The following is an 18069-nucleotide window of genomic DNA, read 5'->3' on the forward strand; positions in this document are numbered from 1 at the left end:
TATATTTTAATTTGTTTTTTAATCTTTAGTGTTCGCAAGTTTTAATGCTACTCCAAGCCGATTGATAAGCATCGTCTAGGTGGGTTTTATCTAATTTGAAATGTTCTCTTTTTTGAGCAATCATTAGAAAAGACAATGGGTTTATAGCATAAGCATATAAGACGTAGTCAGACATGTTTTTTATTAAACCTTGTTCTTTTCCACGTTTCCATAAATCGAGTAGGGGTTGTAAATAGGTAATGCCTATTTGTAAACTAGCATCGTCAATCATAGGGGTATTATCACATTGTGCTAAAAACATAGCTTTTTCGCAATGTGCCATCTTAAATTCAGCAATACGTTTCCAAATAGTTTCAAAACCATCTTCAACCGACATTGATTCTGAATAGGTTTTAAAAGCATATTCTAAATACTCGGCTTTAATTTCTAAATAGGTTTTATTTACTAGATCCTGTTTATTTTCAAAATATAGATATATAGTAGCAGGTGATACTTTAGCCATTTTAGCTATTTTGCTCATAGGCGTTGCATGAAACCCATTATTATTCACTAACTCAATAGTAGCTTTTATAAGGGCATTTCGCTTATCGATACTTTTCTGAAGTTTTGCCATAACGTTTTTAATTCTGTTACAAAGATATAACAAAAAATGAACGTTCATTCTTTTTTAACAAAGATTTAGTGTTAGTTAAAAAATATGCAAGAATAATTAGTTGCTTTGGAGTGTTATAAGTTCCCCGTTGCGATAAACTGTGATAGTAAATTTTGATTTAGTAGATAATGAATTAGCAAATTCTGATAGTTTGTTAAGTGTTGTATCATCTACAGCAAAAGTAATATCATTAAAAGCCAATATAATATCGCCACCTAGTATGAGTTTTTGGTTATTAATTATAGCTTCGGTGTCACCTCCTTTAATGCCCATTTTACCAAAAAGTGAATTATCAACAACACGTTGTACTAATAAGGCATTAGACTGAGGAACATTTAAAATTTGACATTCCTTAGGGGTTAAAGTATGCATATCTGCACCTAACCAAGGCATATTATCATTTAATAGAAGTTTAGAAACTAAGTTGGAGGTACTAGCATAACCAATACCATCAAAACCACCAGATTGTGATGCAATACTACTGACAACACCAACAACTTCACCTTGTAAATTAAACATTGGGCCTCCGGAATTTCCATGATTTATAGCGGCATCTGTTTGAATTAATTCACTATAACTAAAAGGGTTATTTCCTGTGCTTTGTTTACGAATACCACTAATATAACCAGAAGATAAAGAGGCTCCTTGTCCGTAAGGTGCACCAATAACAAAAATTTGCTGACCTATTTTTAAGGCATCAGAATCTCCAAAACTAACCGTTACAGGATTAATACGCGGTCTAAATAATTTTATGAGTGCAATATCAGCACTTTTGTAAGACCTAACAACCGTAGCAGGTATAACATCTCCGTCAGAAAATAAAACACTTATTTCTTCAGGGACTGTTACAACATGTGCAGCTGTAACAATTAAACGATCCGAAATCATAAAACCAGAACCTAAACTTTGCTTGGTAACGGTATTAGACGTTGAATTTTCGGAAGTAACAATTTCTTTCTCAGAAGTAACAATAATAACTACAGCAGGGTTAACTTTCTCGTATATTTGAGATAGGTCTTGTGAGTAGTTAGAGAAACTTATGAATAAGGTTAAAAATAAAAGAAAATGTTTCATAATATTTAAGCGATTTTGAATTGCAAACATACTTGTTTTATGATTATAAATATACCTCAAATAATACTTAGTGTTCGTCGCTTTTTAACTTAGAATTTTCTTTTTTGAACTATTAAAAGCTATAAATAATAATGCAGAACACAATAAAATACTTAAATACCAGGTGTTGGACACTAAATCTATATAGCCAATTTCACCATTAGTAAGGCTTAATATCATTAAAACTTGAGCACCGTAGGGTAAAAAACCTTGAGTTATACAAGCAAAAATATCTAATATCGAGGCTGTTTGTCTATTTTCTAATTCATATTTGTCATTTATAGTTTTTGCTATAGCTCCAGATATAATAATTGAAACGGTATTATTAGCAATAGCTAAATTTATAAATGACACTAAGGAAGCTACTCCTAGCTGTGCCGTTTTCTGTGAGTTGATAAGTGCTTTTATTTTAATTAAAATATAATCGATACCACCATTTTTACTTACCAAAGCAGCTAAACCTCCTGTTAATAAGGATAATAAAAATATTTCAGTCATATTAGTAAACCCGGAATACGAGATTTCAGTAAACTCTATCACTGAAAAATCACCATATATTATTCCTAAAATACCAGCTGCTACAACACCTAAAAGTAATGTTATAAAGACATTTACCCCAATAATTGAAAGTATGATAACAATTAAATAAGGTGCTATTTTTAATATAGAGTAGTTGTATTCTATAGTTTCTGAGGTAGTAATATCTAGGTTAAAACCTTGAAAAATTAAAATAACAATGGTAATTAAAGCAGCAGGTAATGCTATTTTAAGGTTTGCTTTAAATTTGGCATTCATTTTAACACCTAATGATTGGGTGGCAGCAATTGTAGTGTCGGAAATAATAGATAAATTATCACCAAACATAGCACCTCCTAATAAAGCGCCACATAGGATACTTAGAGAAAAATCCCCTGTTTCCGAAAAACCAATTACAATAGGAGCTAAAGATACAATAGCTCCAACAGAAGTTCCAGTTGAAATGGATATAAAGGCGGCAATTATGAACACGCCAAAATATATAAATTGCCCATTAATAGTATCTAAGCCCAAATATACAATAGCGTCTACACTACCAGTTGCCTTAGTAACAGCTGCAAAAGCACCCGCTAATAGATAAACAAGACACATGGTTAGAATTTTTGAATCGCCACAGCCTTCTAAAAGTGTTTCTACTTTTGTATTTACCGTTTGTTTATACATTATAAATGCAACCAAAATTCCGGCAATTACAGCAATAGGAGCGGGTAAGGCATAAAAATCATTTTGATAAATACCAACACCTAAAAATGTGAAAATAAAAACAAAAAAAGGGAACAAAGCTTTAAAGCTAGGTTTAATAGAATTATAAGTTGTCATGACTCTGATTTAAAAGAATCTGAAAAGGAGAAGGATAAGTATATACAAGGAAAATAATTAACATTTGTTCCAAAGTATTTGGCTTATCATTTTAGCACCTTGCTCGTTATTGCAGGTTGCTATCTCTTTTAGAGATTCTTGATAATTAAGTGTGCAAAACTACAAGTTTTTATTATATCAAAACATAGGATTCAATTATTTTTTTGATTTATTTTTAATAACCCTATTTCTTAAAAATATAAAGCTTTTTAAAGTTGCCTGTTAGATGGGTTTCTTATAAATTTGATGTTCGCCTATATCCATTCCGTAGGCCTTGATATAAGCTTAAGCACGTTGACTATGAAAAATGAAAATCAGATAAAATGTCCAAATTGTGGAACTTCTATAGATGTTCAAGATATTTTGGCTCACCAATTAGAAGAAGAAATAAAGCAAAAATACCAATCTCAAATTGCTGATGAGAAAAAGAAATATGAAAAAGAACAAAGTCAATTAAAGCAGGAAAAACTAGATTTTGAAGAAAAGAAAAAAAAGGAAAACGAATTATTTCAGGAGCGTTTACAAAATCAATTAAAAGCAGACAAAAAAGCTATCGAGCTTAAACTTAAACAGAAGTTACAAGAGGAGCAGTCGGAGCAGTTTGAAACGTTACAAAAAGAATTAAACGAAAAATCTGAACAGGTTAAAGAGCTTAATCGTTCTCGTGCAGAGATAGAAAAATTAAAACGTGAAAAAGGTGAATTAAAAGAAGCTGCTGAAGCAGAGGCTCAAAAAAAATTAAATGATATTCTAATTTCAGAAAAAGAGAAAATTAAAAAATTAGAAGAAGATAAAAATGAACTGCGTTTTAAAGAAATGCAAAAACAGTTGGAAGATCAAAAAAAGCTTACCGAAGAAATGAAACGCAAGCAGGAGCAAGGCTCAATGCAACTTCAAGGGGAGGTTCAGGAATTAGCTATAGAAGAATGGTTGGCAACAAAATTTCCGTTAGATACCATTGAAGAAATAAAAAAAGGTGCACGTGGTGGAGACTGTATTCAAACGGTACACACAAGAAGTCAGCAAAATTGCGGAACTATTTATTATGAAAGTAAGCGTACAAAAGATTTTCAGCCTTCATGGATAGAAAAATTTAAGGCAGATATAAGAGATCGTGGTGCAAATATAGGTGTTTTAGTTACCGAAGTTATGCCTTCTGATATGAATAGAATGGGCTTGAAAGACGGTATTTGGATTTGTAATTTTGATGAATTTAAAGGTCTCTGTGCTGTTTTAAGAGAAGGAATTCTTCAGGTTAATAATGCCCTTGTGACTCAAGAAAATAAAGGTGATAAAATGGATCTGCTTTACGACTATTTAACTAGTAGTACTTTTAGAATGCAAATAGAAGCTATTGTTGAAGGATTCACACAAATGAAATCCGATTTAGATAGTGAAAAACGTTCCATGCAACGTATTTGGAAACAACGTGAAAAACAGATTGAAAAAGTCATAACAAATACGATTGATATGTATGGTTCTGTAAAAGGTATTGCAGGAAATGCCATTCAGTCGGTAAAAGCTTTAGAACTACCAGGATCTGATGATGAATTGGATTTATAAACGCTTATGGGCACTAACTTTGGTGCCCTTTTTTAGTGAAACACCTCACTTTTTTAACAAACTCTAAAAATCTCATCGATAAAACACCCGTTTTGGTATAGAGAATTACCGCTTACGTCTATTACTGTTTATTAATAGGTATCATAATCTCATCTTTGAAGTGTAATAATTAAACACTTTCTAATATGAAATTATATCTTATCATAGCAGCCTTACTATTTGGGCAATTGACTTGGTCTCAAGAAAGCGTTGCACAGGAAAACGCTAAAGTTTGGTCTTTAGAAGACTGTATCAACTATGCTTTAGAAAACAATATAGATGTCCAAAATGCCGGTTTAAATAAAAACTTAGCAGAAGTAGATTATAGTAAATCGAAATCTTCAAAATTACCAGATCTTTTTGGTAGTGCATCACAAAGTTTTACTAATGGTAACTCTATTGATCCTATTACTGGTGATTATGTTACCGATCAAATTAATAGTACAAATGTTGGTATTAATAGTAGCTTAACTTTATTTAAAGGAAATCAGCTTAACAACCAAATCAAACAAAATGAATTGGTATTGGAGCAACGTGGTTTTGAAGAAGATGTGGTTAAAAACAATATTGTTTTAAGTCTATTAGAAACGTATTTACAAATACTTTACAGTAAAGAAAATATTACAATAGCAGAAAATAATTTGGCTGCATCCGAAAAAGAAGTTTTAAGAGCTAAAGCTAGGTTAGATGCTGGAACTTTCGCCTTAAAAGATTACACCGAAGCGCAAAGTCAAGCAGCAACTAATAAATATGATGTGATTGCGGCTAAAAATAATTACCAACAATATATTATAGAATTAAAGCAATTATTAGAATTACCACCAACAGAAAATATTGAGGTTCAAACCATAGATGAAAATATGGATTTAATAAACTTAGAACCAAATAAAGTTGAAATTTATAATAAAGCTTTAGAGTTTTTACCAGAGTTAAAAGCGAGTAACGTTGGAATTCTAGCCAACGAAAAAGAGTTGGATATAGCTAAAGGTAACTATTTACCAACCTTATCATTAGTTGGTAGTATTGGTTCTGGATATACAAGTATCAATGATAATACTTTTTCAGATCAGTTTAATATAAACTTTAATCAACGTATAGGATTATCATTAAGTGTTCCAATTTTCAATAAAAATCAAACAAAATCGGCTGTTAAAACGGCACAGATAAATATTGATAAAGCTGAAATAGAGAAGCAAAATACTGAAAAGGAAATTTATAAGAAAGTTGAAACAGCCTACCAAAATGCACTATCGGCGCAAGAACAAGTTTTTGCTTCGGAGTCTTCAAAGTTAGCAGCAGAACAGTCTTATGAGTTAGCACAAAAAAAGTATGAGCTAGGTGATTTAAGTACCACCGATTTGGTAATTAGTCAAAACACGTATACAAATGCTCAGCAAAATTATTTACAAGCTAAATACTTAAACATTTTATACCACCAATTACTTCAATTTTATCAAGGAAACGATATTAAACTTTAATTCAGACAATCATGAAAAATAAAAAAACAATCATAATAAGTACAATTGTAGTAGCTATAGTTGCTGGAGTAGGTTTTAGCTTTTTTAAAGGCGATTCTGCTACAGTTATCGAACCTAAAACAGTTGCGGCTAAAAAAGCAAATGTAACGACTATGGTTACCGCTACTGGTACCATAGAGCCTATTAATCAAGTAGATGTTGGTACACAGGTATCTGGAGTTGTAGAAAAGGTATATGTTGATTATAATTCAGTTGTAAAAGAAGGACAATTAATTGCTGAGTTAGACAAAACTAACTTGAATGCAGCATTAACACAAGCACAAGCAGCGTATGATAATGCTGTAAGTCAAAAAAATTATACACAAACAATTTTTGACAGACAAAAAACACTGTATGATAATCAGGTTATAAGTAAATCCGACTATGATGATGCTAGTTATAATTATCAAACAGCCAAAGGTACGGTTACACAACGATATTCCGATCTTCAATCAGCAAGAACGAATCTAGGATATGCTAACATTTACTCACCAATTGATGGTGTTGTATTATCTAAAGATATTGAAGAAGGTCAAACAGTTGCAGCTAGTTATAGTACGCCAACCTTATTCACAATTGCACAAGATTTAAAAGAAATGCAAGTGGAAGCTGATGTAGATGAAGCAGATATAGGTCAAGTAAAAGAGGGGCAACGTGTAGAATTTACAGTTGATGCTTACTTAGGTGAAACATTTAGAGGTGTTGTTACACAAGTACGTTTAGATCCAACAGTAACCTCAAATGTAGTTACTTATACTGTAGTTGTTAAAGCAGATAACGAAGATTTAAAGTTAAAACCAGGTTTAACAGCAACTATCTCAATTTTTACTCTTGAATTGAATGATGTGTTAACAGCTGAAGCGAAGGCTATTAACTTTAAACCAGAAAGAGAATCGCTTTTGGCTTATAATGAACAACACCAATTACAAGCTGATAATAGCGAAAGATCAAGAGATAAAACAACACTTTGGGTATTAGGTTCTAACGGTTCTATAACTCCAAAACCCGTAACACTTGGTGCTAGTGATGGTGTTAATGTGCAAATTTTAAGTGGTGTAGCAGCGGGTGATAAATTAGTATATAGCCTACAAGCCGTATCAAAATCAGAGTCTAACGATTCAGCATCTGAGTCTAATGAAAGTCCATTTATGCCTCAAAGACCAGGTGGTAACCGAAAAAAATAGAAAACCATGAGTAAAGATATTATAAAAATAGAAAGCTTAAAACGTGAGTTTACCATGGGAACCGAAACGGTTCACGCTCTTAAAGGGATATCATTTGATATTAAAGAAGGAGAGTTTGTAACTATTATGGGGTCTAGTGGATCTGGTAAAAGTACCATGTTAAACATTTTAGGATGTTTAGATCAACCTTCATCTGGAAGCTATGAAATAGATGGCGTTAGTGTTAAGGATTTATCACGAAATGAATTAGCTACTATAAGAAATGAAAAAATAGGTTTTATTTTTCAATCCTATAATTTACTAGCACGAACATCGGCAATCGAAAATGTAGAATTACCCTTATTATATAATAGTAAAGTAACTTCTGAAGAGCGAAGGGAGCGAGCAATAAAAGCCTTAGAGATGGTTGGTTTAGGCGAACGTTTGCATCACACACCTTCGCAACTTTCAGGAGGGCAACAACAACGTGTTGCCATAGCACGATCGTTAGTTAATAACCCGGTAATGATTTTAGCAGATGAAGCTACAGGAAATTTAGATACACGTACATCTTATGAGATTATGTCTTTATTTCAGGAGTTAAACAAAAAAGGTATAACCATCACTTTTGTAACTCATGAGCCAGATATAGCCACTTTTAGTAGTAGAACTATTGTATTAAAAGATGGAAATATTATCAAAGATTATCAAAATCAAGATATACAATCTGCTGCAGCTGAATTAGCCAAATTACCTAAACAAGACCAGTAATTATGAGACTATTAAATTTATTTAAAATTGCAACAAAAGCTATCATTCTTAATAAAACAAGAACGTTGCTTACTATGCTAGGTATCATCATTGGTGTAGCATCCGTGATTGCCATGTTAGCCATAGGTGAAGGGTCTAAAGAAAGTATTCGTACTACCATTTCTGCTATGGGATCTAATATGATAACTATACAGCCGGGAGCCGATAATAGAGGTCCTGCAAGAGGTAGTGGAGGAGATGTACAAACTTTAACACTTAAGAATTATGAAACTATTAAAGAACAAGCCGATTTATTAAGCTATATAACACCAGTTGTTAATGATGGCGGACAAGTTATTAATGGCTCAAACAACTGGCCAAGTAATATTTATGGTGTAAATCCAGAATATTTAAATATTAAAGTTGTGGGTTTACAAGACGGTAGTATGTTTACAGACGCCGAAGTGGCTTCAGCTTCAAAAGTTGTCGTAATTGGCCAAACTGTTGTAGATAATGTTTTTCCTGACGGCCAAAACCCAGTGGGACAAATGATTCGTTTTAACAACATACCATTCAAAGTTATAGGTGTTTTAGAAGAAAAAGGCGAGAATACCTTTGGTCAAGATCAAGATGATGTTGTTATAGCACCATTTACAACTGTTCAAAAACGTATTTTGGCAATTGATTATTTGAATCAGATTATCGCATCTGCTGTGAGTGAAGATGCTGCTCCAGATGCTGTAACGCAAGTATCTGAAATATTAAGAACAGAACATAAATTATTAGATAATGAAGAGGATGACTTTAGTGTACGTTCTATGGAAGAGTTAATATCTACTTTTAGTTCAACTTCTGAAATGCTTACGGTATTATTAGTAGCGGTGGCGAGTATATCCTTATTAATTGGTGGTATAGGAATTATGAATATCATGTATGTTTCTGTTAAAGAACGTACTAAAGAAATTGGTTTACGAATGGCTGTTGGAGGTAAAGGATCTGATATTTTAATGCAGTTCTTAATTGAAGCTATTTTAATAAGTATCACAGGTGGTGTTTTAGGGGTATTATTAGGTCTTGGAGCAACTGTGTTTATAGAAAAATTCTTAAATTGGCCTACTAGCGTAGCGTTGTATTCCATAGTTGTTTCCTTTGCAGTATGTGCTGTAACAGGTATATTTTTCGGATGGTATCCAGCTAGAAAAGCATCAGCATTGGATCCTATTACAGCCTTACGTTATGAATAATTAATTATGTATAAAAATAAAACAGTAACATATATATCACATGTTCTCATTTGGCTAACGCTATTTTGCTTACCTTATTTATTGTCTTATGGACAGGAACAGGAATTAGATAGAATTAAAGCGCATTTTTGGATACCTTTATTCTTCTCTGCGCTTATATTTTATTTTAATTTCTTGGTATTAATCGATCGCTTTTTATATCCAAAAAAAACTGTTCAGTTTATTATTATAAATACAGTTATTATTGGGTTTTTCTTGTTTATGAAGGAATACATTGAAAACAATTTTTTTCAAGATATTTTAAAAAATCGTTTAGAAAATACCAATAGAGTAGAGCCTCCATTTAAAATGGCTGTTTACTTACAACTGTTATCTTATTTGGCACCGTTATTTTTCTCAATAGCTTTAAAGTCTACAAAAAGATGGGTTAAAACAGAAAATGAGCGTAAAGAAGCGGCTAATTTTAAACTTAAATCAGAGCTTCAACATCTTCATTATCAACTACAACCTCATTTCTTTTTCAATTCATTAAACAATATTTATTCCTTGGTTGATATTTCGCCTGAAATGGCTAAATCATCTATACATAGTTTGAGTAAATTAATGCGTTACATGCTTTATGAGACTAATTTAGAGGTGGTTCCATTAACTAAAGAAATCGATTTTCTAAAGAAATATATCGATTTAATGAAGTTGCGTGTTAGTAGAAAAACAATAGTGAATTATCAATTTCCAGAAGTTGAAACAGGTATTCAAATTGCTCCTTTATTATTTATTTCTTTAATAGAAAATGCATTTAAACACGGCGTCTCAGCAAGTAAAGAAAGTGATATACTAATTGAAATGCAAACAGAAAATCAACAAGTAACATTTACAATTAGTAATACAAATTTCCCTAAATTAATAGACGATAAAAGTGGTTCTGGAATTGGAATCCCTAACATTAAAAAACGTTTAGCTTTGCTATATCCAGGAAAGCATAGTTTTGATACAACTATAAAAGACAATCGTTTTATTGTTAGTTTAATAATTGATACCAAGTAAAATGAATAGTTTAAAGATTTCTTGTGTTATTGTTGACGATGAACCCATGGCACTAAATTTGGTTGAAAGTTATGTAAATAAAACACCATTTTTGGAACTAAAACAAGCTTGTGGTAGTGCTATTGAAGCTATGGAATTCATAAAGAATACACCGGTAGATTTATTGTTTCTAGACATACAAATGCCTGATTTAACCGGATTGGAATTTTCTAAAATGTTACCAGAGCAAACACGCGTTATCTTTACAACTGCATTCGATCAATATGCTTTAGAAGGCTTTAAAGTTGAAGCTATTGATTATCTTTTAAAACCCTTTGACTACGCCGAATTTTTGGCAGCTGCTAATAAAGCTAATACCTGGTTTTCACTAGTAAGAAAGCAGGAACAGACTAATATTTCGGAGGAAAAAGAATTTCTATTTATTAAATCAGAATATAAGCAATTACGTATAAAACTAGCTGACGTATTATATTTTGAAAGTTTAAAAGACTACATCAAAATATGGTTAAAAGATAATCCCAAGCCTATTTTAACGCTTATGAGTTTAAAATCTTTAGAAGAAGAGCTTCCTAAAACACAATTTATGCGTGTACATAGGTCTTTTATAGTGGCTTTAAATAATATTGATGTAATTGAACGTAGTCAAATAATTATCAATGAGCAACGAATTACAGTTTCTGAACAGTATAAAGCTGCTTTTTTAAGTTATATTAATAATAACTCTTTAAACCTGTAAACAGGTTTCTTTTTGTTGAAACATAGTATATTTCTGCACCTTTTTGCTACTATGTCATGACATGTACTTTGGTAATGTTTTTGTTAGTTATACGACCAATACAAAACAAGTATCTAACATAAATCTTGTATTTTAAACATTATGAAAACACCACCTACTATATATTCTATTTTAGATTTAGCCTTAGTTTCTGAAGGGCAATCATTAAAAGAAACATATAATAATGCCTTATTATTGGCTCAAAATGCCGAATCGTTTGGTTACAAACGCTATTGGTTAGCTGAGCATCATAATGCACATAATATAGGTAGTAGTGCTACTTCTGTATTAATTGGTTATGTTGCCCAAGGTACCAAGACTTTACGCGTAGGTTCTGGTGGTGTAATGCTGCCTAATCATTCCCCGCTTATAATTGCTGAACAATTTGGAACTTTAGGTTCCTTATATCCTAATAGAATTGATTTAGGATTAGGGCGTGCACCAGGTACAGACCGAGAAACAGCAGAAGCTATACGTTCAGATTTTATGCAAGCTGCTCATTCTTTCCCTGTAGAGTTAAACAAATTACAGACTTATTTTTCAGCAAAAAATGCAAGCTCTAAAGTCCGTGCTACGGTTGCAGAAGGTGTTCCAATACCACTGTATATTCTAGGTTTAAGTACCGATAGTGCCCATTTGGCAGCACAAAAAGGTTTACCATATGCATTTGCGAGTCATTTTGCAACAACACATTTACATGATGCTTTAGGTATTTATAGACAGGAATTTCAGCCATCTGAAAGCCTTGAAAAACCTTATGTAATGGCTGGTGTAAATATTATTATAGCAGATACAGACGCCCAAGCTGAAAATTTAGCAACATCGTTGATACGTATGATTGTAGGCATATTTACCGGTAACCGTAAGTTTGTACAACCGCCTTCAGAAATGACAGCAGACTTAAAAGAAGTTATGAAGCATCCACAAGTACAACAAATGCTTAAATATTCTTTTATTGGTAGTAAGGAAACAGTTAAAAAGCAAGTAGCTACTTTTTTAAATGAAACCCAAGCTGATGAGCTCATAGCTGTTACGAATATATATGATATAAACGATCGTATAAAATCGTATAAACTTTTCTCAGAAATTATGACGGAGTTATCCAACGCATAACAACTTTTTGTTATTTGTTGGATTTATGGTAATTATTAGCAATCAGATTTTTTTATTAAAATTACTCGGTATTTAGGCACTATTCCTTTTAAAAGAGTAAGTATCTTTGTGCAAAAATATTTTTTATGTTAAAAGCATTTTCAGATTTAGGTATTAAAACAGATATCCAACAAAGTTTAGTGAATTTAAATATCTCTGAACCTACAGATATTCAGAAAAAAGCCATTCCAGTTATTCTAAATAAAAAGGATGACCTTGTTGTTCTAGCAAAAACAGGAACGGGTAAAACTGCTACTTTTGGCTTACCTTTATTACAGTTAATTGATACTGAAAATGAGAATGTACAAGTATTAATTTTAGCCCCTACACGTGAGTTAGGTCAGCAAATATGTGCAAACTTAGAAGCTTTTGGGTCACATAACCCCGAAATATCAATAACATCCGTTTGTGGAGGGATTCCTATAAAACCACAAATTGAACGATTAAAACAACCAACACATATTGTAGTTGCAACGCCAGGACGATTAGTAGATTTGATTAAACGTCATGCTATTTCGCTAAGCAACTTGTCTTATCTTGTACTTGATGAAGCTGATGAAATGATAAGCGCATTAAAAGAAGAAGTTGATACTATTATAAAAGAAATCCCAAAAACCAGACGTACTTTATTATTTACAGCTACCATGTCTGGAGCCATTAAACAATTAGTTCAAAACTATATGTCTAAGCATGTGATACATGTAGAGGCTAATATGGCTACGTTAGGTCACCAAGGGATTGATCATCAATTTGTAGTGGTAGAGCCTATTGAGAAATTAGAAGTTTTACTTCATTTCTTAAATACTAAAGAAGGCCAACGCGGTATCATATTTTGTAAAACAAAGGCAGCAGTTAATAAGTTGGCAAAAAAATTAGCCATAAATAAGTTTTCTTCCGGTGCTATTCATGGAAGTTTAACTCAGGGAATTCGCGATCGTATTATGGGGCAATTTCGAGAAGGTTATATAGATATTTTAGTAGCAACCGACTTAGCAGCCAGAGGTATTGATGTTAAAGATGTATCTTATGTGGTAAACTACCATTTACCTGACACTTACGACGCCTATGTGCATAGAAGCGGTAGAACGGCTAGAGCAGGGGCAGCAGGTCTTTCTTTAAGTATTATTCAGCAAGAAGAAATTCATGATATTCCAGATTTTGAAGAGGAATTAGGAATTAGGTTTGATGAATATACTAAAGCAGACGCCGAAAGTATTGAAGAAAATAATGGCTTAATTTGGGCTAAAAAGATATTTAAAACAAAGCCAAATCGTGATATTTCTGAAGAATTTAAAGGCAAAGTAAAAACAATATTTCATCATTTAACAAAAGATGAATTAGTAGATAAGATTTTGGCTAATTATTTAGCTGAAACGGGAGCTGAAAACCTTAAGAAAAGTAATTCAAAAAAAACAAAATAACCATGGCAAATAAAGAATTTATGTTGGAAGCTGTAACGGCAGCTTTAAAAGGAATGACAAATAATGAAGGCGGACCGTTTGGTTGTGTAATTGTTAAAGACGGAAAAATTGTAGGACGCGGAAATAATAAGGTAACTTCTACAAATGATCCAACGGCACATGCCGAAGTAACAGCTATTCGTGATGCTTGTAAAAATTTAGGATCTTTTCAATTAGATGGTTGTGAAATTTACACATCTTGTGAGCCTTGCCCAATGTGTTTAGGAGCTATTTATTGGGCCAGACCAGATAAGGTCTATTATGGAAGTAATCAAGAAGATGCTGCTAATATAGGTTTTGATGATGCTTTTATTTACAAAGAAATACCTTTGCCTTACGATAAACGAAGTATTCCTTTTGAGCAATTAGCTAGGGAAGAGGCATTAGAACCATTTCAGGAATGGACTAAAAAAATAGATAAAACAGCTTACTAATTTTTAAGCACAAAAAAAGCCCCGATTAATTAATCGGGGCTTTTTTATTTATGGGTATTAGTTATTTTTTGATAACCTTTTGTGTAAAGGTTTCTGTTGATGTTTCAATAACTAAAACATACATACCAGTTTTAAATGAACTAAAGTCTATTTGATTTTGTGACGCTTCAGCACGTACTAATAATTGTCCTTGAATAGAGTAGATGGCGTAATTGAAATTAGATGTATTTACATTTACTGTCAATTTATCTACTACAGGATTTGGATATACGCGTACAAGATCTTTTAACTCTGTTTGGTCAACACTTAAAGTACTATTTTCGTAAAGTCCTAAATCAATATTTGTATTAAGATTTTCAGTAGAAGTAAAAGCCAAATACGTTCTTGTTGTTGGGTTAAAATCACTATCAATAGAAGTGTCGGTTCCTTCATTTGCCGATGTAATATCTGGATAAAAGATAAACGATTCAGCTTCTAATGTATAGTTACCTGCTTTTAAAGCCGGAATTGTATAAGTTCCATCTATTCTAGAAAGTGTTGAACCACTAGTTGTATGTGTTGTTCCCGTATAATTAATAACAATACCACTTAATCCAGGTTCTCCTGAATCCTGGATACCGTTACCATTTTCATCATGCCAAACATAACCACTAATTTCCGATATATTTGAAACTAGCGATATAGGATCAATAGTTAAGTTTACAGCTCCTATAAATGTTGGGCTACAAGAGGTAAAATCTACATCAGCATTAATAACAGCTGTAGCTATCGTAGTTGTTGTTGGAACAGCAAGCACAATACAGCTAGTACCACTATTAAGGTTTGTAATAGTATTATTTGTAATGGTAGCATTTACGGTATAATTCTCATCGTCTATACCAGAGGAATCTGTTATTAAGATACCTGCTTTCGACATATCATTAGGGGAATTGTCAGAATTTGGATTATCTATTGTATTATTTTTAATACTGAAATTCCAAATATCTCTGTTAACATCATCATTAAAAGGTCTGATATAGATACCATTTTCAGTCACATTAGAAATAGCATTATCTTCAATAAATAGGGTAGCAGTTACACCATTAGCAGTGCTATCACTATCTATATTAATACCATGAGTAGTGTTTACCAAATCGCCAGTAATGGTATTATTGGTTATTTTTCCTTCAATAGTATTATTTTCACCATCTAAGTCTATAATAATTCCATTTCCGTCTGTACCATTAAGGCTGTTATTATCAATAAGAAAACGTGAATTTTGATTGGAACCTACAGGTGATCCTGCTCCAAAATGTATATCAATTCCACTACCTGACGCAATCCAGTTATCAAAAGTATTATTAGTGATTACTAAGGTATTATCACTGTTACTATTACTGAAATCAACAAATACGGCCGCATCTTCAATGCTTCCAGTGTTTGAGTTATCATCAATAACAATATTTGCAGAACCACCAATACCGTCATCTCCGGCGTTAATTTTAATTAATTTATCATTACCAAACGTGGTAAATACATTGCTTAATATTGATGTTTCAATATCTACAGAAGCATCGTTAGTAGCTATTTGAATACCATTGGTATTATCTGCTGTAAAGGTGTTTTCAATAATACGAAGGGTTCCAACAGCATTATTAAATGATAGTACACCTTGACTATTATCATTTAAAGTAGATGTTAATGCTAATCCAATTATTGAAATATCTCCAGTATGTGCGGTTGTATAAAATACAGGAGCATCGCCACCATGTATTGTAACAGTTCCTATTACAATTGGAGCTATTGTAATATTGTTGGCTGCAGAATTTAGGTTGATACTTTCGTTGTAAACACCTTCATCAATTATAACAATATCATTTTCTGAAGCTGCATTAACTGCTGTCTGAATGTTTGCATACTGTGTTGGTACAAATAGGATTTCTTGCGCATAAGATACACTAGATAATATCATGCAAAGACACATGATAGTTTGAGTAATTTTTCTCATTAGTTTAAGATTAAGTTTATTTTTTAATTTTGGGTATAGCAAATATATATTTTAACCTTAAATAGTTCGTTAATTTTATAGAAAAAATAAAATAAACATGCTTTTTTTACTAAATATATAATTGCTGAGAATCGTCTAAAAAATTATTTCTTTATGATTGTTCAGTATATGTAAATCTCAGAACATATATTTTTAAAACTATTTATAGTTGTAAAAGTTCATAATAAAAGATGAATGGTTTATTGAGATTCTTAAGAATCGTCTAAAATTTTTTATGATGTACATTTTATCGAATACGTGATTTTTAAAACATAGCAAAAAGGTTAGCTTTTATAATGTGATGGCAAGCGGCTGAAAATTATGTATAAAATAAAATACAGTAATAAAGAGTTTGTTAGCGGATATATCTAGAAGTAAATTAGCTGTTACATAATTGCTATCGATATGATCCTAAAGGCGTCATATCTGCAACTATGTAAAATAGAACCCAAAAGTTCTATTCACTATTTTCCATCACAAATACATTTGTACTATAATTTATATTATGTAAAATAGAATTTTATATAAATAAGAGAAACTAAATGATTCTATAATTTCTCTTATTTTAATATACCTCTGTTGTGTATGTATATTATGATATTTTTTCATAATCCGTATAGCCTTTTTTTCCTGGTACATAAAATGTATCGGAATCCCAATCAGATAAATCTAAGTTTTGCTCAAAGCGTTCTACTAAATCAGGATTTGAAATAAAAGGTTTTCCAAAAGCAACTAAATCAGCATCACCACGTTCAATAACCGCGTTACCCGAATCTTGTTTAAAATTGGTGTTTATCATTAAATTACCTTTATATAACGGTCTGTAACGTTTAGCTATTTCCGTTTCGGCATGTGGCACATCAGAAACATCTGTAAATGGTTCTGATAAATGTACATATGCTAAATTGTAATCATTTAATTTAGTTATTAAATAATCAAATGTTGGCAAAGTATCTTCATTTACGGAAATGCCAAAGATACCGTGTGCCGAAGGATTAAAACGGACACCTATTCTGTTTTCAGGCATTACCGATTTAATAGCATCCAATACTTCAAAGAAAAAACGGGTTCTATTTTCAATACTGCCACCATACGAATCCGTTCGTTTATTTGATACATTACTAAAAAATTGATGAAATAAATAACCATTTGATGAGTGTATTTCTATCCCGTCAAAACCTGCGTCCATAGCATTTTTAGCGGCCTGCTTAAAATTTGAAATGGTTTGATTAATATCATCTTGCGTCATGGCTTTTGGCGTTACGGTATCTTTAAATCCTGAAGGTGTAAAAGATTGAATTTCAGGATTTACAGATGAAGGCGCTAATGGCAGATTGCCATCGTGAAAGTCTGGATGAGAAATTCGGCCTACATGCCACAATTGAATAAAAATGGTGCCACCTTGTTCATGAACCGCTTGGGTAACTAGCTTCCACCCTGCCACTTGTTTCTGATTATAAATACCAGGCGTGTTAATATACCCAACAGCCTGTTTAGAAACTTGTGATCCTTCGGTAATAATTAAGCCAGCTGAAGCTCTTTGTGTGTAATAGGTAACATGTAAATCTTTTGTAGGAACTTTATCCGCATTATCGGCACGACTTCGTGTCATTGGCGCCATTACAACACGGTTTTTTAATGTGATATCCGAGTTTAAACTATAAGAATCTAATAAAGCTTGCTTTTTAGTCATCAGTTTTAATTTTTAAGTGTTTTGTAAAAATACAAAGCAATTTGTAAAC

The 18069-nt window shown here is 32.1% G+C and carries 15 protein-coding genes and 1 riboswitch; of the genes, 10 read left to right on the forward strand and 5 right to left on the reverse strand.

Features of this window, described 5'->3' with window-relative positions; genetic code table 11:
- Positions 1 to 25: 25 nt before the first annotated feature.
- The 3 genes from ACW5R3_RS07980 to ACW5R3_RS07990 form a co-directional block, all read right to left on the reverse strand.
- A complete protein-coding gene (locus ACW5R3_RS07980) occupies positions 26 to 613 on the reverse strand; it encodes a TetR/AcrR family transcriptional regulator (RefSeq protein ID WP_456576480.1) in 588 nt (195 codons plus the stop codon).
- Between the two features lie 96 nt (positions 614 to 709).
- Positions 710 to 1726 carry a S1C family serine protease gene (locus tag ACW5R3_RS07985; protein WP_456576481.1) on the reverse strand — a complete coding sequence of 339 codons (1017 nt, stop codon included), beginning with the start codon at positions 1724 to 1726 and terminating at the stop codon, positions 710 to 712.
- 84 nt (positions 1727 to 1810) lie between these two features.
- Entirely contained in the window at positions 1811 to 3121 is a 1311-nt protein-coding gene (locus tag ACW5R3_RS07990; RefSeq protein WP_456576482.1) for a Na+/H+ antiporter NhaC family protein, read from the reverse strand.
- A gap of 53 nt (positions 3122 to 3174) precedes the next feature.
- Positions 3175 to 3271: riboswitch (SAM-I-IV-variant riboswitch) on the reverse strand.
- Positions 3272 to 3460: 189 nt separating this feature from the next.
- On the opposite strand from ACW5R3_RS07990, the gene ACW5R3_RS07995 reads away from it, so the two are divergent.
- From ACW5R3_RS07995 to ACW5R3_RS08040, 10 genes are all read left to right on the forward strand, one after another.
- Complete coding sequence (locus tag ACW5R3_RS07995) at positions 3461 to 4723, forward strand: DUF2130 domain-containing protein (protein ID WP_456576483.1); 1263 nt, start codon at positions 3461 to 3463, stop codon at positions 4721 to 4723.
- A gap of 185 nt (positions 4724 to 4908) precedes the next feature.
- Positions 4909 to 6240 carry a TolC family protein gene (locus ACW5R3_RS08000; RefSeq protein ID WP_456576484.1) on the forward strand — a complete coding sequence of 444 codons (1332 nt, stop codon included), beginning with the start codon at positions 4909 to 4911 and terminating at the stop codon, positions 6238 to 6240.
- Between the two features lie 11 nt (positions 6241 to 6251).
- On the forward strand, positions 6252 to 7463 hold the full coding sequence (locus ACW5R3_RS08005; RefSeq protein ID WP_456576485.1) for an efflux RND transporter periplasmic adaptor subunit: 1212 nt from the start codon (positions 6252 to 6254) through the stop codon (positions 7461 to 7463).
- A 6-nt stretch (positions 7464 to 7469) separates the two neighbouring features.
- Positions 7470 to 8213 carry an ABC transporter ATP-binding protein gene (locus tag ACW5R3_RS08010; protein WP_456576486.1) on the forward strand — a complete coding sequence of 248 codons (744 nt, stop codon included), beginning with the start codon at positions 7470 to 7472 and terminating at the stop codon, positions 8211 to 8213.
- A gap of 2 nt (positions 8214 to 8215) precedes the next feature.
- Positions 8216 to 9436, forward strand: a complete 1221-nt coding sequence (locus tag ACW5R3_RS08015; protein ID WP_456576487.1) for an ABC transporter permease — start codon at positions 8216 to 8218, stop codon at positions 9434 to 9436.
- Between the two features lie 6 nt (positions 9437 to 9442).
- A complete protein-coding gene (locus tag ACW5R3_RS08020) occupies positions 9443 to 10480 on the forward strand; it encodes a sensor histidine kinase (protein ID WP_456576488.1) in 1038 nt (345 codons plus the stop codon).
- A gap of 1 nt (position 10481) precedes the next feature.
- Positions 10482 to 11216, forward strand: a complete 735-nt coding sequence (locus ACW5R3_RS08025) for a LytR/AlgR family response regulator transcription factor (RefSeq protein WP_456576489.1) — start codon at positions 10482 to 10484, stop codon at positions 11214 to 11216.
- Between the two features lie 141 nt (positions 11217 to 11357).
- Positions 11358 to 12368 carry an LLM class flavin-dependent oxidoreductase gene (locus ACW5R3_RS08030; protein WP_456576490.1) on the forward strand — a complete coding sequence of 337 codons (1011 nt, stop codon included), beginning with the start codon at positions 11358 to 11360 and terminating at the stop codon, positions 12366 to 12368.
- Positions 12369 to 12493: 125 nt separating this feature from the next.
- Entirely contained in the window at positions 12494 to 13828 is a 1335-nt protein-coding gene (locus ACW5R3_RS08035; RefSeq protein WP_456576491.1) for a DEAD/DEAH box helicase, read from the forward strand.
- Positions 13829 to 13830: 2 nt separating this feature from the next.
- The gene (locus tag ACW5R3_RS08040) at positions 13831 to 14301 is read left to right on the forward strand and encodes a nucleoside deaminase (RefSeq protein WP_456576492.1); all 471 of its coding nucleotides are present in this window, start codon (positions 13831 to 13833) and stop codon (positions 14299 to 14301) included.
- Positions 14302 to 14362: 61 nt separating this feature from the next.
- Here the strand turns inward: ACW5R3_RS08040 and ACW5R3_RS08045 are convergent, their stop codons facing one another.
- Together ACW5R3_RS08045 and ACW5R3_RS08050 are read right to left on the reverse strand one after the other, a co-directional pair.
- A complete protein-coding gene (locus ACW5R3_RS08045; protein WP_456576493.1) occupies positions 14363 to 16288 on the reverse strand; it encodes an SdrD B-like domain-containing protein in 1926 nt (641 codons plus the stop codon).
- 631 nt (positions 16289 to 16919) lie between these two features.
- The gene (locus ACW5R3_RS08050) at positions 16920 to 18020 is read right to left on the reverse strand and encodes an alkene reductase (protein ID WP_456576494.1); all 1101 of its coding nucleotides are present in this window, start codon (positions 18018 to 18020) and stop codon (positions 16920 to 16922) included.
- Positions 18021 to 18069: the final 49 nt, after the last annotated feature.

Source organism: Algorimicrobium bowmanii (assembly GCF_054031195.1).